This window comes from Aromatoleum aromaticum EbN1 (assembly GCF_000025965.1).
Classification (GTDB): domain Bacteria; phylum Pseudomonadota; class Gammaproteobacteria; order Burkholderiales; family Rhodocyclaceae; genus Aromatoleum; species Aromatoleum aromaticum.
Map to the genome: position 1 here is coordinate 1,866,089 of NC_006513.1, position 19,738 is coordinate 1,885,826.

Sequence of the window (19,738 nt, forward strand, 5' to 3'; positions counted from 1 at the left end):
ATCTCCCTCAGGAAAGCAGTGCGGCGATGAGTGCGCGCGCTTTTGCCGCGGCGGCGGCGGGCAGGGTGATGCGGTCGGACTCGGCGCCGCTCGTGCGCGTCGCGATGAAGCCGACTTTCGAAGCGGCGTTGCCGGATGCCGACGGGTCGATGACATAGGCTTCGCAGCCGTGGATCACGACAGTGTCGCGCGCGGGCTGGTAACGTGTCGCCAGCGCCCACGCGACTTCGCGCGGGTCGCGGATATCGACGTCGTCGTCGACGATGGTGACCATCTTCAGGCGGCGGTCGAGATTCAGCGCCAGCATCACGAGCCTTCTCACGTCGGCTGGCGTGCAGTCGTGAACGGCGATGACGGCGGAAAAGCCGCTCGTGCCAGCGGCCAGTTCCAGATCGGCGACGCCGCCGATCAGCACCTGCAACTGGCCGAGCAGCTCGGCACCGGCCGCGAGCGACAGCAGCGCGTCGACTTCGGCCGACCATGGACAAAGGCCCGGGTAGATGAAGTTGTCGCGGTGCGTGACCGCGCTCACTTCGATGACAGGGCTTACGTTCGAGAAGTAATGCCCGGTGTTCTCGCCGAACGGCCCTTCGAGTTCGCGCACGCCCGGCAGCATCCGCCCTTCGATGACGATCTCGGCGTGCGCCGGCACTTCGACGTCGACCGTCTCGGCGCGCACCAGTTCGACCGGTTCGCCGCGCAACGCGCCGGCGATCGCCATCTTGTCCGGCACCAGCGGACCGACCTTGACGACCGACGCGAGCAGCGTCGCCGGTTCGAGGCCGAGCGCGACCGCGACGTCGAGCGGCCGGCCGGCGGCTTCGGCGCGCGCGAGGAACTGCGGCAGCGGCGGATTCGCGAGCAGGATGCCGAGCCGCCTGCCGCCCTTGACCATCATGCGGTGGATGCCCATGCCGCGCCGGCCGGTCTCGGGGTCGGTGCACAGCACGACGCCGGTGGTGATGAACGGCGCCGCGTCCTTCTCATGGTGGGTCAGGATCGGCAACAGCGACAGCAGGTCGTCGGGTGCGCGGTGCACGACCTCCTTGACCGGCACCGCGCCCGTGGCCACGACCGGCGGCACGCCGTGTTCCTTGCGCTGCAGCCAGGTTTGCGCGAGCCGCTCTTCAGTCGTGCCGAGTGCGCGGGCGAGGCGCGGGCGGCTGGCGATCAGGTTGCCGGCGACGCGCGTGCCGGGATAGCCGCGGAGGTTGTCGAACAGCACCGCCGGCGCGCCCGCGGGCAGGCCACGCAACACTGCCGCGATCTCGAAGCGCGGATCGAACTCGTCGCGGACGTGGCGCAGATCGTCGCCGAGGTCGGCGAGAAATGCGCGCAAATCGGAATAAGCCATCGTTCCCCCAATTCTTGAAACCGTGTCGAGCCGCGGCGCCGGCCGCGGGCGCACGTCCTGAACGTGCTGCCGCCGCCCGGGACCCACGGGCCGCAACCCGTGCGGGCCCGGGCACGCGTTGCTACAGATACTTCGCCGGCATGCGCTGGACCTGCTCGATGATGCGGATCGAGAACTGCTGGCTGCACAGCTGGCCGCGGCCGAAACGCACTTGCAGGCGGTCGGGGAACTTGTCGAGCGCATTCGACAGTTCAGCCTTGACGCGCTGATAAGTGTATTTCTTCAGCCCCGGATTAAGGGTGCGCACGCTCAGTTCGAGCTCCGTGCCTTCCGGCAGCTCAGCCAGATCCATGACGAAAACTTCCCACTGGTTCATCGCGTCGTCTCCTTATTTGACCGGCTTGAAGCCGTAGTCGGTCCAGCTGTTCGTGACTTTGTCCTGGATGTCCTGCGGATAGACTTTCTTGAAGCTGACGACCGACGGCACGTCGTTCGTCTTGTCCCAGTCGACCGGCCACAGGCAGTCGAACAGCACTTGCGAGCCGATCGAGTACTTGCGGTCGTGCGGCGTTGCGTGCGGATACAGCGCTGTGCCGGTGGTGTTCTTGAACACGTGGATGCCGCGCTCCGGGTTGCAGCGCGTGCAGAACGCGTGATAGACCTCGTCCCAGTTGAAGATGTCGGTCTGGTCGTCGACGACCATCACCATGTGGAACCACGGGCCGAGCTTCGAGCCGAACGCGAGCTGCGCGATCTGCATCGCGATGCCGGCGTACGTCGGCTTCACGCCGACGATCATCATGTGGTGCGTCGAGCGCGGATGCATATACACGCCGGTCACCGGGATGCCCTGGCTCTTGAGCAGCTTCTCCAGTTCCAGCCCGAGCGAGAACGAACGCAGCAGCTGCCCTTCGTCCTGCGGCACGCCCATGTTCGAGATCGTCATCGTCGCGTTGTTGCGATAGGTGATCGCATCGACGCGGAACGTCACGCGAAAGTCGCGCGGGCTGGTGCGGTAGCCGGTGTATTCGCCGAACGGGCCTTCCTCGACCTTGTAGTCGGGCAGGATCATCCCTTCGATGATGATTTCGGCATCCGCCGGCACTTCGAGGTCGTTCGTCTCGCACTTCACCAGCCGCACCGCTTCGCCGGACAGCATGCCGCACAATTCCGGCTCGGGGATCGGCGAGGGCGCGCACGCGGCCATCGCGGCCAGCGGCGACAGGCCGATCGCGGTCGCGAACGGGCAGCCTTCGCCGCGCGGCAGGTAGTAATCGGTCAGCGCCTTGCCCAGATCCGAGAACGGGAACACCGCTCCGCTCATCGTGCGGCCGTCCCACATCATCTGCCGGTACATGCCCCAGTTCACGTCGCCGCGCACCGGGTGCCTCGTGATCACCGCGTGCCACGTGCCGACGTAGCGCCCGCCGTCGCCGTCATGCACCAGCGGCACCGGCAGCTTCGTCAGGTCGACGTCGTCGCCGAGCAGGATGTTTTCCTTGCACGGCGCGTCGCGGCGGTCGATCACGACCGGTTCGATCGGCTCGCTGTTGGTGCGCTTCAAGTACTCGGCGCCGATCTGCGGCAAGGTCGAAGCCGGGTCCATGCCGAGCGAGATCGCCATGCGGCGGTACGTCGACAGCGGCGCGCCGAAGTAGCTGAAGCCGGGATAGTCCTTGATGTTCTCCATGAACGGTGCGGCTTCGCCGAGCTCGCAGACGCGCCGCACGATCGCGCCGGCCTCGTTGTCCCAGTCCACTTCCTGCCTGATGCGCACCGCGTCACCGGATCTTACGCAGGCCTCGATGAATTCGCGGTTGTTCTTCGGTGCCGAAATCTTTGCCACGTCGATCTCCTTGCTGTGGATGGAAGCGATTCGAAAAGGTGGTGGATCGTTCAGTGGATTTTCGCGAGGACAGCGTCCCACTTGCCCTGCGCTTTCAGGATCAGCTCGGCGACTTCACGCACTGCGCCGTGGCCGCCGCGCGCGGTCGTGACGTAGGTCGCGGCTTCCTTGACGTCCGCGACCGCGTCGCCGACCGCGACCGCGAGCCCGACGCGCTTCATCATCGACAGATCGACGAGGTCGTCCCCGACGTAGCAGACTTCGGCGTCGGAGATGTTCATCTCCTCGAGCATCTGCGCGTACGGCTCGGTCTTCTTCTTGATCCCCTCGTGGAAGCGCTTGATCTTCAGCTCCTCGGCGCGGTGGCGCACCGCCCCGGATTTCTTCGACGTGATGATCGCCACGTCGATGCCGCACAGCTGCAGCACGATCACGCCCATCCCGTCCTTGATGTCGAAGTTGCGCGATTCGATGCCTTCGTCATTAATGACGATGCGCCCGTCGGTCATCACGCCGTCGACGTCGAGGATCACCAGCTTGATGTTCTTGGCCTGTTCCATGTTTCCATATCCTCGGTGAGGCCGCCTCGCCGGACGGCCGTTGCGTGTCGGTGGTAGGTGTCGCTCAGTCGATGCCGTACTCGTGCCAGCGGGCGCGGATCTTCGCGAGCATTTCCTCGTCCATGCGCGCCTCGACCGGCTTCTGCTTCCACTCGTACGGGATGCACGCGTCCATCAGGATGCGCGACGTCGTGAGCTTGTCGCCGTCCGGGTCGAGCGCCGGGTCGAGCGGCGTCGAGCGGCCGCGCTTGATGAGTTCGGTGCCGCGCATCGGGTCGTAACGGCACGACAGCGCCCAGAACACGCGCTGCAGGTCGTCGGCGGCGATGTCCTCGTCGACGGTGATGATGCCCTTCATGCCGTAGCTGCCGGTGTTGCTGCCCATGACCGCGTCGGCGACCTGGCGCGAGTGGCCGGGGTACGCCTGCTTGAGCGACACGACGGACCAGAAGCGCCCGGTCGATTCCGGCAGCACGCACACCGACTGGACGCCGGGGATGCGCATCTGCTCGAGCTCGGTCCACAGGGTCGCGGTCCGCGTGAAGGCGAGCAGCATATGCACGTCGGTCACCGGACGGCCCTGGCCGGTTGCCCACAGGATCGGGTTGTTGCGGTGCAGGATCTGCTGCACTTCGAGCACCGGCTTCGGAATCGGCTTGTGCAGCTCGTCGGTGTAGTAGCCGGTGTATTCGGCAAACGGGCCTTCGGGCAGGAAGGCGTTCGGGTCGATCTCGCCTTCGAGGACGATCTCGGCGCCCGCCGGCACGGGCAGGCCGGTCAGCGGTGCCATCAGGAACTCGGCCTGCTGGCCGCGCACCGTGCCGGTGATGTCGAAGTCGCTCGCGCCCTTGTGCATCAGAGTGCCGGCCATGAAGATCAGCGGATCGCAGCCGATGATCGCCGCCGCGGGCATCTTCTTGCCCAGCTTCGCGTATTTCTTCATGATCCGCTCGCCGCGCTTGCCCGGCAGGATCTGCACGCCGCAGCGCTTGTCGTCGAGCATCTGCATGCGGTAGGTGCCGAGGTTCACCTCGCCGGTCTCCGGATCGCGCAGCACCACCGACACCATCGTGCCGATGTAGCGCCCGCCGTCGAGCGGGAAGAACTTCGGCACCGGGAACATGTTGAGATCGACCTTGCCGCCGCTGAGCACGTTTTCCAGCACCGGGCCGTCCTTCACTTCCTTCGCCTTGATCAAGCCTTCGGATGTGATCGTCTTCTTCATCCACTGCTGCGCCGACTCGCACAGGGTCAGGTGGTGCGGCAGGCCGAGCATGATCGCGAGCCGCTTCGTCGTCGCGAATGCGCCGGTGAACACCGGGGTGTCGTAGCCCTTGATGCTCTCGAACAGCAGCGCCGGGCCTTTCTTCTCCTCGGTCAGCTTGGAGACGTGCGAGATCTCCAGATTCCAGTCGACTTCGGTCGTGACGCGCTTGAGTTCGTGGGCTTCGGCGCACTGGTTGATGAAATATCTCAGGTCCATTCGATAACTCCTTGATAGGTGACGGTGCAGGTCAGCGGGAGGGGTTCAATGAGGGTTCAATGCATTGCCTGGACGGATTCGATGACTTCGAATCCTGCGTTTCCTAGGGCGCGGATCACGGTGTCGGTGTCGGCGGCGTGAAAGCGGACGATCACTTTCTTGGCGTGCGACGCGGAGGACGCGTTCAGGTGGCCAATGCTGATCGGATAGATCGCGAGCAGTTCGGCGTTCGCCGCTTCGATGATGTCGGCGATGTGCCCCATCGTTCCCGGCTTGAGTTCCATCGGCGCGAGCGTCACGCCGCTGCGCTTTTCCCAGGCGCCGAGGAAATGCGCTGCCAGCGAATACATCTCGATCGCCGAAATCATCCCCACGACATGGTCGCCGTCCATCACCGGCAACTGGCCGACGCCGTGCTCCTGCCCGATCTGCAGGCAGTGCTCCATCGTGTCGTCGGCGTCGATCGTCGCCGGATTGCGGACCATGATGTCCTTGACCTTGACGTGATTCGAGAAATAGCTGAGCTCGTCGGTGTCCTGGGTGCGCAGCGCGGCGTGCGCAGCCCGCAGGCAGCCGGCGCGCGTGATGAGGCCGCGCAGGCGACCGTCATCGACGACCGGCAGCGCGTGGACATTGGCTTCCGACAGGATCCGCTTCGCTTCGGAAAGCAGCGTGTCGCCGGTCAGCACGGTCGGATTCGGCTGCATCCAGTTGCGTACGATCATTTTGGTCGTCCTCCTAGCTGAGTCGTTTTCCGGCCAGCAGGCTCGACACGATGTAATCCATCGCCGACGTGCTGCTTGCCGCACCGGTGGTTTTCTGCCGATTGCTCCAGATCGTTTCGGGGCGCGCCTGCAGGATGAAAATGTTCCCGCCCGCCGGCAGGTGCTTGTCGATCGCCCATTCGATGTCCATCGGGCGGCCATAGTGCTTTTCGATTTTCTTGGCCATCCACGCGAGTTCGCCGATCTCGTCGTCGGTGATCGACTGGATGGTCTGGCGCTCGGCAGGGACCGGGAGCGCAATCGACTTCTGGGTTTTCAGATCGACGGTGTGGCAGATCTCCTTCGTCGAGATCGTCCGCTCGATGATGTCGAGCGTGATCTTGTTGACGACGAAGTTGTCCGGTGTGACTTCGCCCGACACGACGGATTCGCCGAAGCCGAAGTTCGAGTCGATGACGATCACCGAACGGTCGCCGGTCGCCGGATGCACGGTGAACATCACGCCCGCGGTGTAGGCGTTCGCCATCTTCTGGATGCCGACGCTGATCGCGACCTGTTCGTGCGGGAATCCCATCTTCATGCGATAGGCGATCGCCCGGCCGGTGTAGAGGCTGGAGATGCACCGGCGCACGTGGTGGATCACGTCATCGACGCCGCGGATCCACAGGTAGGTGTCCTGCTGGCCGGCGAAGCTCGCGCCCGGCAGATCCTCGGCGGTCGCGGAGGAGCGCACCGCGACCGGCACTGCCGGCAGGTAGCAGCGTACCGACAGCTTGCGGTAGGCCTCGGCGATCAGGTCCTCGAGCTCGATCGGCAGCGGGCGCGATTCGATCATCTCGCGGATCGCGTGCGACGCCTCCTCGAGCTTGTCCATGTCCTCGTGGTCGAGCCCGTCGAGGAGTCCCGCGACTTCGGCCTGGATGCCGGCCTCGCGCATGAATTGGGCATAGCCCCGGGTGGTCAGCGCGAAGCCTGGCGGCACCCGCACGCTCGCATTGATCAGTTCGCCGAGCGACGCGCACTTGCCGCCGACCAGCGGCACCGAGTCCTTGCCGCATTCCTCGAAAGAGCACACTTTCGGCGCGACGCTGTCGAGGGCGGTCCAGGGCAGGGCCGCTTCAGAAATAACGCTTCCCATCGGAGTCACCTCTTCAGTCCGTGATGATCGAGATCACGCCGGACGAGCCATCCACGCGCAATGTCATGCCGGTGCGGATCACGCGCGTCGACACTCCCGTGCCGACAACCGCCGGCATGCCGTATTCGCGACACACGATCGCGGCATGGCTCATGACGCCGCCGACATCGGTGACGCAGGCCTTGATCTTGGCGAAGGCCGGAGCCCACGACGGCGACGTCGTCGGCGCGACGAGAATCTCGCCTTCCTGCAGGTCGCGGATGTCCTCGGCGCTGCGGCACACGCGGGCCCGGCCTTCGACCGTGCCGGGGCTCGCGGCGAAGCCTTTCAGCTCGGTGATGCTGTCGGGGTCGCCGATGTCCTGCACGGCGGCCCAGTCGGACAGGGAGTTGTTCGTGACTCCCCACAGCACGATCGTGAAGGGTTCCTGGATGACTTCCGGCGCAACGCCGATCGCCGGCGGCGGGTTCCATTCGCGGAACTTCTGCATCACGCCCTTGCGCCATTCGATTTCGGCCGGCCAGGTCGCGGTGCCGCGCGGCGTGACACCGGTCGCCCACGCGGTGACGACATCCCACAGCGCCTGCTTGATCTCGTCGCGGCGCAGAAGCCAGATGTCCTCAATGTCGGCGATCATGCGGTGTTCCTTCATGATCGCGGCGACTTCGCGCATCTTGTTCCAGAACACCGAGTGGAACCAGTGCTCGACATAGAAGAGATGGTTCTCGACGTACGGGAACACCGTCTTCGCGCAGCTGAGCAGTTCGTCGAACTGCTTGCGATCTTCGTCGCTGTCGATCAGCTCGCGGTATTCCGCAGTGATCCGTTCGCGCTCGGCACGCACCGCTTCCATCGGCCGGTCGATCGAGACCCCTGCGCGCAGCTTGCCGATGTAGGTCTGGATGCCGTCGAGCGGGATGTCGAGGTTGTCGTTCCAGCTGCGGTCGGTGTGGAACCAGCCGGTGCCCGACGAGATGTTGAACCACGGGTAGCGCGCCTTCTCGAACGCCGCGAGCCACTCGATGCCGTGACGGTGCCCGGCGAGCGCAGCCTTGACGTCGGCCCACTCGCGGTGGCCGGCGACGATGTCGTCGACTTCGAGCTTCACCGCTTTCTTCGCCAGTTCCTTCAGCTCGTCGTCAGGCCGGTACATGATCACGTCGATGCCGGAGATCATCTGCGTGACGCGCTGCATCGGGATGCTCGGGAACAGCTTCTGCGTGAAGTCCATGAAGAACACATAGGCCGCGTAGCCGAGGTTCAGGAACTCGAAGTGGTACTGCCAGCACTTGATGCCGAGGTTGATCAGGTCGTCGTAGTTTTTCAGCAGGTGATAGCCCTTCGACTCGCCGACGCCGTCGGTGACGACGCTGAGCGCCTCGACGTCGGGCAGGGGCGGGATCTCGAGCGCTTCGAGTTCGGCGATCGCCGCCTCCATCTTCACTTTCCATTTCGCTTCGAGCGCGTCCCAGTTCTTGTAGTAGAAGCCCGCACGCTCCATGAAATTCGGCACTCGCGCGCCGATCTCGGCAGGGTCCTTGACGGGTACCGGCGAGATATAGACATAGCCGTTGATGATGCGGTGATCGACGCCGCGCACCGGCGGCACCTGGAAGATGCGGTTGTTGAACTGCGACAGCGCGAGGTACCAGGCTTCGTCCCAGATCGTGTCGAACGGGTACAGCGGCTCCGGGTAATGCAGTCCGTCGTAGAACCAGAAAGTGTCCTTCTCGTACTGGTTGCGCTGCGGGTCGTCGGTGACGAACTGGTACTGGTACGGATACATCCGCTCCCAGCCTTCGGTCCCCGGAATCGTCTTGGCCTTGATGTCGTGCGGAACAGGAAACTTCATCTGATGCCCCCTCCTTTGTAATTCCGGTGTCGATCGAAGCAACCGGATTTGTTGGACGACGCCTGCCGGACTCCCTTCGCAAGGGGTGTGCCATTGCGGCTGCGCCGGGCCGGCAGATGGGCTTTCCGCGGGCGCTTCGGCGAGGCTGCGACGCGCGGACAGCGTGCGATCCAGGCGTTTTCGGGGGGGCGACGCAAAACGGCGGGAAGGATGCGGAAGGTGGGCCACGACGGGGCAGCGCGGCGAGCGCGGCTTTACCAATTGATCAGATTTCGTCTCCTCGGCCGCACGGCTTGACCATTTGGTGAACCGGCGTTCAGCGGAGTCTCCAGTTCGTTCGGATAGTTGTCGCTCGAACTGTTTGATGCAGGTCAATACGGGAGGCCGCGGCGACGCGTAGAACAAGCGATCCAGGAGGAGGGCGAGGCATGACCAAGCTCCAAGACGTGAGCCGCGCAGACGGCGCCGACCTCAGGTCACGCGTGCATTTCTGTTCCGACACCGGACAGATATGGCTTCACGAACACCGCATGCTGCTCGTGCATGCGGAAGCGCAGGCGTCCTTGCGCAAGGAATTGATCGATACGCTGGGCATCACTCGCGCGCGCGGGCTGCTGCTGCGCATGGGCTACGCTTCGGGCATGCGCGACGCCGAACTCGTGCGCACCCGCGCGCAGGACATGACCGACATGGAAATCTTCATGACCGGACCGCGGCTGCACGCGCTCGAAGGCAACGTCGGCGTCGCGCCGATCCGCGTCGAGTTCGACCGTGCGTCCGGTCGCTTCTACGGCGAGTTCCGCTGGATCAACTCGTGGGAAGGCCAGTCGCACCGGCGGCACTTCGGCATCCACGACGAGCCGGTGTGCTGGACGCAGATCGGTTACGCCTGCGGCTACACTTCCGCGTTCATGGGGCGCTCGATCCTGTACAAGGAAGTCGAATGCGTCGGCATGGGCGACGAGGGCTGCCGCATCGTCGGCAAGCCGGTCGAGGAATGGGAGGATGCCGACGAGCACATGCGCTTCTTCACGCCGGAATCGATCGCCGACCAGTTGATCGACCTGCAGACCCAAGTCGTGCAGCTGCGCTCGACGATCGGCGAGAAGAACCAGATTCCCGGCGACATGATCGGCACATCGCCGGGTTTTCGCGCCGCGCTCGAGTTGCTCAGCCAGGCGGCGGCGAGCCCCATCTCGGTGCTGCTGCTCGGCGAGACGGGAGTCGGCAAGGAGCTGTTCGCCCGTGCGCTGCACGAGATGAGCACGCGCCGCGACCGTCCGCTGGTGGCGATCAACTGTGCGGCGATCCCGCACGACCTGGTCGAATCCGAGCTTTTCGGCGTCGAGAAAGGCGCCTACACCGGCGCGCTGGTGTCGCGCCCGGGGCGTTTCGAGCGCGCCGACGGCGGCACGCTGTTCCTCGACGAGATCGGCGAGCTGCCGCTGACTGCACAGAGCAAGCTGCTGCGCGTGTTGCAGGAAGGCGAGGTCGAGCGCCTCGGCGACGACCGGATCCGCAAGATCAACGTGCGCCTCGTCGCGGCGACCAACGCCGGCCTGCCGCAGCTCGTCAAGGAAGGGCGTTTCCGCGCCGACCTTTACTATCGCCTCAACGCCTACCCGATCAATATTCCGCCGCTGCGCGAGCGCCGCGAGGACATCTCCGTCCTTGCCAAGCATTTCCTCGAAAAGCACGCCGCGATCAACGGCAAGAAGCTGCTCGGTTTCACCGACAAGGCCAAGCGCGCGCTGACCACTTACGCGTGGCCCGGCAACATCCGCGAGCTGCAGAACACCGTCGAACGCGGCGTCATCCTCGCGCCGCACGGCACGCGCATCGAAGTCGAGCACCTGTTCCTGTCCTGGGGCGACGAGGCACGCGAGTTCGGGCTCGACCCCGACGGCAAGCTCGACGCCGGGGAAGGCGACGCCGGCAAGTCGATCTGTGACGCGGTGTGCGACGGCACGATGACGCTCGACCACGTCGAGGCGATGCTGATCGAAGCTGCGACGGACAAGGCGCGCGGCAACCTGTCGTCCGCGGCGCGCATGCTCGGCCTGAGCCGCCCGCAGCTCGCGTACCGGCTCAAGCGGCTGCACGAAAGCGGCCACGCGCGGGCGACGCCGCAGCCTCTGCGCGAGCCGGGGAGCGTCGAATCTTGAGCGCGGCAGCGGCGCGCGAGGCGGCGCTCGCGTACCTGCAGACGCACCACGTGATGACGCTCGCGACGCACGGCAGCGACGGTCCGTGGGCCGCGGCGGTGTTCTACGTCAGCGACGGCTTCACGCTGTATTTCCTGTCGGCGCCGGCAAGCCGCCACGCCGCCGCACTCGCCGCGCACGCGCGGGTCGCGATCACGGTGCAGGAAGACTACGCGGACTGGCCGCAGATCAAGGGCGTCCAGGCCGAAGGGTTCGCCTGCGAAGTGTCGGGCGACGAGGAAAAGCGCGCGCGCCGGCTGTATGGCGACAAGTACCCGGTCGTCGGCAAGCTCGCGCTGGCCCCGGCCGCGATCGTCAAGGCGCTGACAAAAGTGCGCTGGTACCGCTTCGTGCCCGAGCGGTTGTACTTCATCGACAACTCCGCCGGCTTCGGCCACCGCGACGAGATCGACTGCGCCGGCTGAGCCCGGTCCGCGCGCTCCGCCTGCCACCGGCGAAGCGACCGCTTGCCCACCTTTCCTCCGCGAGTCCGCTCGAGCAGCACAGCCGCCCCGATAGCGGTGGCGCGGGCGCGCTTCGGCAATTCTGCCATTCCCGGGAAAACGTTTGATTCGGCGATATTTCGCTTCTCTTGACCTGCGTCAATACTGATGGACGTCAAACTGTTTGTAATCAACAAAACCCCGCCCGCGGTCGACGGCGTCGCCCCGCAATCAGGGCAGGCAACCCGGGCCCATCGAGGAGGAAAATCATGTCAGAAGCCGGATACACGTCCGAGGCCGAAGTCGATAGCAGGGCAGCCTGCGGCAGCACCCAAGCCGCCGGCGCGTCGAGCGTCCGCGCACGGGCCGTCGAGGCGCTCGACAGCGTTGTGATCCGTTTCGTCGGCGACTCCGGCGACGGCATGCAGCTCACCGGTTCGGAATTCTCGAAAGCCGTCGCGAAGGCGGGTCACGGCTTTGCGACCCACCCCGACTACCCGTCCGAAATCCGTGCGCCGACCGGCACGCTGTTCGGCGTGTCCGGCTACCAGATCCAGTACGGGTCGCGGCAGGTGTTCACCTCCGGCGACGCGCCCGATGCGCTCGTCGCGATGAACCCCGCGGCGCTGAAGACCAACCTTGCGGATGTCAAGCACGGCGGCATCATCATTGCGAACACCGGCGCGTTCGCCGACACGAACCTCGCGAAAGCCGGCTACACGAGCAATCCGCTCGAGGACGGCAGCCTCGACGGCTACCGGCTCTTCAGGATCGACATCTCGGCGCTGACTGCGGCGGCGCTGCGCGATTCCGGCCTGTCGAAGAAGGAAGTCGGCCGCTGCAAGAACTACTTCGCGCTCGGCCTGATGCTGTGCCTGTACGGCCGGCCGATCGAGGATGAAATCGCCGACATTTACGAGAAGTTTGCGAAGAAGCCCGAATTCGCCGACGCCAACGTCAATGCGCTGCGCGCCGGCTTCGCGTATGCCGACGCCGCCGAGATCTTCGCCGCGACCTACCAGGTGCGCGAAGCGGCGGCGAAACCCGGCATCTATCGCAGCATCACCGGCAACCATGCCGCGGCGCTCGGCTTCGTCGCCGCGTCCGAGTCGTCGGGTGTCGGGCTTTTCCTCGGCTCGTACCCGATCACGCCGGCGACCGACATCCTGCACGAACTGTCCGCGCTGAAGCATTTCAACGTCACGACTTATCAGGCCGAGGACGAGATCGCCGGCATCTGCTCGACGATCGGCGCGGCCTACGGCGGCGCGCTCGGCCTGACGACGACTTCCGGCCCCGGCATGGCGCTCAAGACCGAGGCGATGGGCCTCGCAGTGATGCTGGAGCTGCCGCTGGTGATCGTGAACGTGCAGCGCGGCGGCCCGTCGACCGGCCTGCCGACGAAGATCGAGCAGTCCGACCTGCTGCAGGCGATCTACGGGCGCAACGGCGAATGCCCGATCCCGGTGATCGCCGCGCGCTCGCCCGCCGACTGCTTCGACTGCGCGATCGAGGCGTTCCGCATCGCCGTCAAGTACATGACGCCGGTGATCCTGCTTACGGACGGCGGCATCGCGAACGCCGCCGAGCCGTGGCGGATTCCGGACGTCGCCAGCCTACCGAAAGTCGAGGTGAGCTATCGCACCGATCCGGAAGGCTTCCAGCCGTACGCGCGCGACGAGAACCTCGCGCGCGCCTGGGTGCGCCCCGGCACGCCGGGCATGGAGCACCGCGTCGGCGGCCTGGAAAAGGACTTCCTCACCGGCAACATCTCGCACGATCCGCTGAACCACCAGCGCATGGTCGACGTGCGCGCCGCGAAAGTCGCCGGCACCGCGCAGGACATCCCGCCGACGACGGTCGAGGGGCCGGCCTCCGGGGACCTGCTCGTCATCGGCTGGGGCAGCACCTACGGCACGATCGCGCAGGCGCGCGAGAAGGCGGAGGCCGACGGCCGCTCGGTCGCGCATGTCCATCTGCGCCACCTGAACCCGCTGCCGCCGGACCTCGGCGACCTGCTCGCGCGCTACAAGACCGTGCTGGTGCCGGAACTCAACATGGGGCAACTCTCGAAGCTGCTGCGCGAACGCTACTTGTGCGACGTCGTGCCGCTGAACAAGGTGCAGGGCAAGCCCTTCAAGGTCAGCGAAATCCATGACCGCATCCTCGAACTGAGCTGACGCACGCGCCGCATCGCGTCCACGAGCCCCATCGTTACAGGAAGATCATCATGAACGACATGTCCGCACCCGTCGCACTGACGAAAAAAGACTTCGAATCGAACCAGGATGTGCGCTGGTGTCCCGGTTGCGGCGACTACGCCGTCCTCGCGCAGATCCAGAAGCTCTTGCCGACGCTCGGCATCCCGCGCGAGAACTTCGCTTTCATCTCGGGCATCGGCTGCTCGAGCCGCTTCCCGTACTACATGGACACGTACGGGATGCACAGCATCCACGGGCGCGCGCCGGCAATCGCGAGCGGGCTGAAGCTCGCCCGGCCCGAGCTGTCGGTGTGGGTCGTCACCGGCGACGGCGATGCGCTCGCGATCGGCGGCAACCACTTCATCCATGCGATGCGCCGCAACGTCGACCTGAAGATCATCCTGCTCAACAACCGCATCTACGGCCTGACGAAAGGCCAGTATTCGCCGACTTCCGAAATGGGCAAGAAGACCAAGAGCACGCCGCTCGGCAGCATCGACCGCCCGTTCTCCCCGGTCGCGCTCGCGCTCGGCGCCGGAGCGACTTTCGTCGCCCGCTCGGTCGACACCGACCTGCCGCATCTCGCGTCGGTGCTCGCGCGCGCGGCAGCGCACAGGGGCACCGCGTTCGTCGAAATCCTGCAGAACTGCATCGTGTTCAACGACGGCGCGTATTCGACACTGACCGACAAGGCGACCCGCGACGACGCGCGCGTGATCCTCGAGGACGGCAAGCCGCTGGTGTTCGGCAAGGCGCGCGACCGCGGCATCCGCTTGCGCGGCATGGAGCCGGAAGTCGTGACGCTCGGCGAAGGCGGTGTCGCCGAGAGCGAGCTCGTCGTGCATGACGAGAAAGCGGCGCACAGCGGCCTCGCGTTCTTCCTGTCGCAGTTCGACACGCCCGACCTGCCGGTCCCGCTGGGGGTATTCCGTTCAGTGCGCACGCCCAGCTACGACGAGCTCAACGCGCAGCTGCACGCTGACGCGCGGGCGAAAAAAGGCGACGGCCGCCTCGCCGATCTGCTGCAAGGCGGCGAGACCTGGACGATCGCGTAAGCGCGCTGCGGCGCAGCCGAAAACGCGGAAGGAGGCGCAAGCCTCCTTTCTTTTTTTGCCGACCACAGACGAAAAACGGGCGCCCCGCGACGGGGCGCCCGTCCAGTGGCCGGGGAAGAGGAGGGAACCCCGGCCGTGAAGCTCAGTGGTGGTACGCCGTCTCGCCGTGGGCGCTGACGTCGAGCCCCTGGCGTTCCTCCTCTTCGGGCACCCGCAGCCCGACGAGGATGTCGGCGACCTTGTAGGCGATCACCGCGACGACCGCCGACCACGCGATCGTGATCAATACACTATAGGTCTGGATCCAGACTTGGCCAGCGATCGAGAAGTCCTCGGCGCCGGTGCCGCCGAGCGACGGGGCGGTGAACACCCCGGTCAGGATCGCGCCGAGGATGCCGCCGACGCCATGCACGCCGAACACGTCGAGCGCGTCGTCCGCGCCGAGCATGCGCTTCAAGCCATTGACGCCCCACAGGCAGACGAAGCCGGCGAGCAGGCCGATGACGATCGCGCCCATCGGCCCGACCGAGCCGCACGCCGGCGTGATCGCGACGAGACCGGCAACGGCACCCGACGCTGCGCCGAGCATCGACGGCCGGCCCTTGAACAGCGCCTCGCCGAGCGACCATGCGAGCACTGCGGCGGCGGTCGCGACGAGCGTGTTGATGAATGCCAGCGCGGCACCTGACGTCGCTTCGAGGTTCGAGCCGGCGTTGAAGCCGAACCAGCCCACCCACAGCATCGACGCGCCGACCATCGTCAGCGTCAGTGAATGCGGCGTCAGCGCTTCGCGGCCGAAGCCGATCCGTTTGCCGACCATGTACGCGCCGACGAGACCCGCCACCCCGGCGTTGATGTGCACCACCGTACCGCCGGCGAAGTCGAGCGCGCCGTCATCGAGCAGCATGCCGCCGGGGCCCCACACCATGTGGCAGATCGGCAGGTAGCACAGCGTGAACCAGATCACCGAGAAGATCAGCACCGCGGAGAACTTCATCCGCTCGGCGAACGCACCGACGACCAGCGCTCCGGTGATGCCCGCGAACGTGGCCTGGAACGCGACGAACGCGAATTCGGGCAGCTTGACGTTGTCGGTGAAAGTGTCGGCGAGCGTGTCGATCGTCACGCCGGACAGGAACAGCTTGTCGAGCGAGCCGATGAACGGCGCTCCTTCAGTGAACGCGAGCGAATAGCCATAGAACACCCACAGCACCGCGATCAGCGAGAACACGACCATCACCTGCATCAGCACCGACAGCATGTTCTTCGAGCGCACCAGGCCGCCGTAGAACAGCGCGAGGCCCGGCAGCGCCATGAACAGCACGAGCAGGGTCGACGTCATGATCCACGCGACGTCGCCTTTCTCGACGATCGGCGCTGCGGCGGCGGCCTCGACGGCAGGTGCGACGGCTGTTGCAGCTTCCTGGGCGAGCGCGCTGCCGCCAGCGAGCCCGAGCGCAAGTGCGGCGGGCAGCAATGCGTAGAGTTTCTTCATGTTTTTTTCTCCGTTACAGCGCGTCGGGACCGGTTTCGCCGGTGCGGATGCGGATGGCCTGTTCGAGATCGAAAACGAAGATCTTGCCGTCCCCGATCTTGCCGGTCGCGGCCGATTTTTCGATCGCCTCGATCGCCTGATCGAGCAGATCGGGGCGGATCGCGGCCTCGATCTTCACTTTAGGCAGAAAATCGACGACGTACTCCGCGCCGCGATACAGCTCGGTGTGGCCTTTCTGGCGGCCGAAACCCTTGACTTCGGTGACGGTGATACCCTGCACGCCGATCGCCGAGAGCGCTTCACGCACTTCGTCGAGCTTGAACGGCTTGATGATGGCAGTGACGAATTTCATGGTCTTTCCTTTCAGTCGGGCGGGACGTGCCCGCGGCAGCGGTGGGGGTTCAGAAGGTCCGGCTCAATGAGAGGATCAGGCGCTCCTCGGCGAGGTCGACGTCGTCGAGGTCGGTATCGACGTAGTGCAGGCCGAGCGTGAAGTCGCCGACGGCCTTCGTCGCGCCGATCTTCCAGTCGGTGTACGAATCGGCCGGGCCTGTGACGACCTGGCGGCCGACGTGCGCGCTCAGCGCGAGGCCGGGCATCACTTCGTGGCTCGCCGTCAGGTCGAGGTACTTGCTGTGGTCCGAGCCGGGCGTGCCGAAGAGATCGGTGAAGGCATGGGAATACTTGAACGTCAGGAATTCCCAGCTCAGCCCGACGTAGCCTTCGAGAGTGTCCGGCTTCGACAGCCCGGTGTCGCGCCGCCACGAGCGGTCGAAGTCGCCCGGGTAGTAGTACTGCAGCAGGCCGACATCGAGGCCGAGCGCGCCGAACACGGTCCGGTAGCCGCCGTACACATCCAGTTCGAGGCTGTTGCCGGACGACGAAGTCGTTTCGGCGTCGCGCAGCCACGAGACGTTCGTGCCCCAGACGCCGGCATAGAAGCCGCTGTCGTGGGCGTAGTCGACCCCGCCTTGCAGCGCCGGGCGTTCATCGGTCTGGCTGATGCCGCGGTACGCATAGTCGGTGACCAGGCTGACGTTCGCAGTGAAGGGACCGTCGGCGGCGAGGACGGAACCCGCGCCAAGGACCGGCATGATGGTGAAGAGGGCGGCGGCGATTGTGCTCTTGCGCATTGCATGCTCCTTCAGGAGGGGAATTATCTGGCAGTGCACCACAAGCACGATCAATGCCATGTCGTGGATGTGTCCTGCAACAATATGATTATCAAATGAATTCTCCAGATCCATGGTCTGCGTGAAGGGGGTTTTGGTGCAAGCTGCAACGCCTCTGCTTTTCGTGATGCACCGGAACGGTGCGGCTGACGCACGATGGTGCATCGCGGCTCCTTTGCTGCCTACGGGCTGAAATCGACCGTGATAAACTGGCTGTCCCCATCACAACCGCCGCACAGGTGCCGCCATGCCCGGTCCCCGCATCCTCGATGAACTCGGCGCCAAGCTTTCCGAAATTGCCGCGAGCAATCCGGCGCGCGATTTCGAGAAAAACGCCAAAGCCCTGCTCGGCAGCGCCTTCAGCAAGCTCGATCTGGTCACTCGCGAGGAATTCGACGTGCAGCGTGAAATGCTCGCCCATACGCGGCAGAAACTCGCCGAACTCGAAGACCGTGTTGCCGCGCTGGAATCCGAGCTGACGCGCGTACGCACTGAAAACGACGCCGACTGAAGCCGCAACGCGCTCCCGTCGCAGCCACATCATCCGGCGCAACGCGGTTGCGCCGAATCCATCTAGGCGTTTGTCATCGACGCCGTCTCCGGTAGACTGCTCCCAGTCCATCCCGGAGACTTCGATGTCGCTGGCTCTCATACGTACCCGCGCGCTGGTCGGCCTCGCCGCACCGGAAGTGACGGTCGAAGTCCACCTCGCCAACGGCCTGCCTGCTTTCAACCTCGTCGGGCTCGCCGACACCGAGGTGCGCGAGGCGCGCGATCGCGTGCGGGCCGCGATCGTCACGTCGCAGTTCGAGTTCCCGCAGCGTCGCATCACCGTCAACCTCGCCCCCGCCGACCTGCCGAAAGAGGGCGGGCGCTTCGACCTGCCGATCGCGCTGGGCATCCTCGCGGCATCCGGCCAGATCGATGCGGGCGCGCTTTCGCGACACGAGTTCGTCGGCGAACTGTCGCTGAATGGCGCACTGCGCCCGGTGCGTGGCGCGCTCGCGGTGGCGCTCGAAACCGCTCGTGAAGGCCGCACGCTGGTGCTGCCGGTCGCCAACGCGGACGAGGCGGCGCTTGCGGAGGATGCGAGCGTGCTGGCCGCGGCGAGCCTGCTCGCGGTGTGCGGGCACCTGAACGGGCGTGCCGTGCTTCCGCCTCACCTGCCTCCGCTGCGTAGCCGGAGCGGGCCGCCCGAGGCCGATCTCGCCGAAGTCAAGGGACAGCTTCAGGCGCGCCGCGCGCTCGAAGTCGCCGCGGCCGGACAGCATTCGCTGTTGCTGTTCGGGCCCCCGGGAACCGGCAAGTCGATGCTCGCACGGCGCCTGCCCGGGCTGCTGCCGCCGATGGAGCAGGCCGAAGCGATCGAGAGCGCGGCGATCCAGTCGATCGAAGGCTCGTTCGACGTGCGGCACTGGGGACGCCGCCCGTATCGCGCGCCGCACCACTCGGCCTCCGCGCCGGCGCTCGTCGGCGGCGGCGCCGATCCGCGGCCGGGCGAGATCAGCCTCGCGCACCACGGCGTGCTGTTTCTCGACGAACTGCCCGAATTCGACCGGCGCGTGCTCGAGGCACTGCGCGAGCCGCTCGAAACGGGTCTCGTCACCGTGTCGCGCGCCCGGCGCCGCGCGGAATTCCCCGCCCGCTTCCAGCTCGTCGCGGCGATGAACCCCTGTCCGTGCGGCCATGCCGGCAGCGCCCGCTGCCGCTGCTCGCCGGACCAGATCGCGCGCTACCGCGGCAAGCTGTCGGGCCCGCTGCTCGATCGCATCGATGTCATCATCGAAGTGCCGCTGCTCGACCAGGCCGAGATGCTCGCGCAACCCGCTGGCGAATCGAGCGAAGCGGTGCGCTCACGCGTCGAGCGTGCGTGGGCGTGCCAACGCGAGCGCCAGAATGAGCCGAACAGCCGCTTAGCGGCGGGCCGCGTGGACGCGTTGTGCGCGCCCGACGCCGAAGGCCGCAAGCTCCTGGCCCACGCGATCGAGCGGTTGAACCTGTCGGCGCGGGGTTATCATCGCATCCTGAAAGTCGCCCGCACGATCGCCGATCTGGCCGATGCCGACGCCATCGGTCCGGCGCATCTGGCCGAGGCGATCCAGTATCGACGCGGGCTGGACACGCGATAGCGCGTGTCCGGTCGCGTTGCACTGCCGGGCCGGTGCCGGGCGGCGTGTGCATCGCGGGCGAAGGCTGCGCTCGGGTCGAAG

General features: G+C 65.9%; 17 protein-coding genes. 6 read left to right on the top strand and 11 right to left on the bottom strand.

The window, feature by feature from the left end; translation table 11 throughout:
* Window positions 1-7: 7 nt before the first annotated feature.
* The 8 genes from EBN1_RS08795 to EBN1_RS08830 form a co-directional block, all read right to left on the bottom strand.
* A complete protein-coding gene (locus tag EBN1_RS08795; protein WP_011237595.1) occupies window positions 8-1,354 on the bottom strand; it encodes a UbiD family decarboxylase in 1,347 nt (448 codons plus the stop codon).
* A gap of 121 nt (window positions 1,355-1,475) precedes the next feature.
* Complete coding sequence (gene ppcG / locus EBN1_RS08800) at window positions 1,476-1,730, bottom strand: phenylphosphate carboxylase subunit gamma (RefSeq protein WP_011237596.1); 255 nt, start codon at window positions 1,728-1,730, stop codon at window positions 1,476-1,478.
* A gap of 12 nt (window positions 1,731-1,742) precedes the next feature.
* Window positions 1,743-3,200: a phenylphosphate carboxylase subunit alpha gene (gene ppcA / locus EBN1_RS08805; RefSeq protein WP_011237597.1), complete on the bottom strand. Its 1,458-nt coding sequence runs from the start codon at window positions 3,198-3,200 to the stop codon at window positions 1,743-1,745.
* Between the two features lie 50 nt (window positions 3,201-3,250).
* Window positions 3,251-3,760, bottom strand: coding sequence for a phenylphosphate carboxylase subunit delta (gene ppcD, locus EBN1_RS08810; RefSeq protein WP_011237598.1), 510 nt, complete (start codon window positions 3,758-3,760; stop codon window positions 3,251-3,253).
* A 64-nt stretch (window positions 3,761-3,824) separates the two neighbouring features.
* On the bottom strand, window positions 3,825-5,243 hold the full coding sequence (ppcB, locus tag EBN1_RS08815; RefSeq protein WP_011237599.1) for a phenylphosphate carboxylase subunit beta: 1,419 nt from the start codon (window positions 5,241-5,243) through the stop codon (window positions 3,825-3,827).
* A 56-nt stretch (window positions 5,244-5,299) separates the two neighbouring features.
* Window positions 5,300-5,968 carry a CBS domain-containing protein gene (locus EBN1_RS08820; protein WP_011237600.1) on the bottom strand — a complete coding sequence of 223 codons (669 nt, stop codon included), beginning with the start codon at window positions 5,966-5,968 and terminating at the stop codon, window positions 5,300-5,302.
* 13 nt (window positions 5,969-5,981) lie between these two features.
* On the bottom strand, window positions 5,982-7,106 hold the full coding sequence (locus tag EBN1_RS08825; RefSeq protein WP_011237601.1) for a PEP/pyruvate-binding domain-containing protein: 1,125 nt from the start codon (window positions 7,104-7,106) through the stop codon (window positions 5,982-5,984).
* Between the two features lie 13 nt (window positions 7,107-7,119).
* Window positions 7,120-8,958, bottom strand: coding sequence for a PEP-utilizing enzyme (locus EBN1_RS08830; protein WP_011237602.1), 1,839 nt, complete (start codon window positions 8,956-8,958; stop codon window positions 7,120-7,122).
* Window positions 8,959-9,386: 428 nt separating this feature from the next.
* Between EBN1_RS08830 and EBN1_RS08835 the strand changes: the two genes are divergently transcribed.
* The 4 genes from EBN1_RS08835 (at window position 9,387) to EBN1_RS08850 (ending at window position 14,861) form a co-directional block, all read left to right on the top strand.
* On the top strand, window positions 9,387-11,123 hold the full coding sequence (locus EBN1_RS08835; RefSeq protein ID WP_011237603.1) for a sigma-54-dependent Fis family transcriptional regulator: 1,737 nt from the start codon (window positions 9,387-9,389) through the stop codon (window positions 11,121-11,123).
* The gene (locus EBN1_RS08840; RefSeq protein ID WP_011237604.1) at window positions 11,120-11,587 is read left to right on the top strand and encodes a pyridoxamine 5'-phosphate oxidase family protein; all 468 of its coding nucleotides are present in this window, start codon (window positions 11,120-11,122) and stop codon (window positions 11,585-11,587) included. The genes EBN1_RS08835 and EBN1_RS08840 overlap by 4 nt, the downstream gene beginning before the upstream one ends.
* 287 nt (window positions 11,588-11,874) lie before the next feature.
* Complete coding sequence (locus EBN1_RS08845; RefSeq protein ID WP_011237605.1) at window positions 11,875-13,785, top strand: 2-oxoacid:acceptor oxidoreductase subunit alpha; 1,911 nt, start codon at window positions 11,875-11,877, stop codon at window positions 13,783-13,785.
* A gap of 50 nt (window positions 13,786-13,835) precedes the next feature.
* Complete coding sequence (locus EBN1_RS08850; RefSeq protein WP_011237606.1) at window positions 13,836-14,861, top strand: 2-oxoacid:ferredoxin oxidoreductase subunit beta; 1,026 nt, start codon at window positions 13,836-13,838, stop codon at window positions 14,859-14,861.
* Window positions 14,862-15,003: 142 nt separating this feature from the next.
* On the opposite strand, the gene EBN1_RS08855 is transcribed toward EBN1_RS08850, so the two are convergent.
* From EBN1_RS08855 to EBN1_RS08865, 3 genes are read right to left on the bottom strand one after another with little or no spacing between them, the layout of a single operon-like run.
* Window positions 15,004-16,356 (bottom strand): ammonium transporter, encoded by a 1,353-nt coding sequence (locus EBN1_RS08855; protein WP_011237607.1) that lies wholly within the window; start codon window positions 16,354-16,356, stop codon window positions 15,004-15,006.
* A gap of 13 nt (window positions 16,357-16,369) precedes the next feature.
* Complete coding sequence (glnK, locus tag EBN1_RS08860) at window positions 16,370-16,708, bottom strand: P-II family nitrogen regulator (protein ID WP_011237608.1); 339 nt, start codon at window positions 16,706-16,708, stop codon at window positions 16,370-16,372.
* Window positions 16,709-16,757: 49 nt separating this feature from the next.
* Window positions 16,758-17,489 carry a TorF family putative porin gene (locus EBN1_RS08865; RefSeq protein WP_041646079.1) on the bottom strand — a complete coding sequence of 244 codons (732 nt, stop codon included), beginning with the start codon at window positions 17,487-17,489 and terminating at the stop codon, window positions 16,758-16,760.
* Between the two features lie 286 nt (window positions 17,490-17,775).
* Here EBN1_RS08865 and EBN1_RS08870 point away from each other — a divergent pair, with 286 nt between their 5' ends.
* Window positions 17,776-18,039 carry an accessory factor UbiK family protein gene (locus EBN1_RS08870; protein ID WP_011237610.1) on the top strand — a complete coding sequence of 88 codons (264 nt, stop codon included), beginning with the start codon at window positions 17,776-17,778 and terminating at the stop codon, window positions 18,037-18,039.
* 124 nt (window positions 18,040-18,163) lie between these two features.
* Complete coding sequence (locus EBN1_RS08875) at window positions 18,164-19,657, top strand: YifB family Mg chelatase-like AAA ATPase (RefSeq protein ID WP_011237611.1); 1,494 nt, start codon at window positions 18,164-18,166, stop codon at window positions 19,655-19,657.
* Window positions 19,658-19,738: the final 81 nt, after the last annotated feature.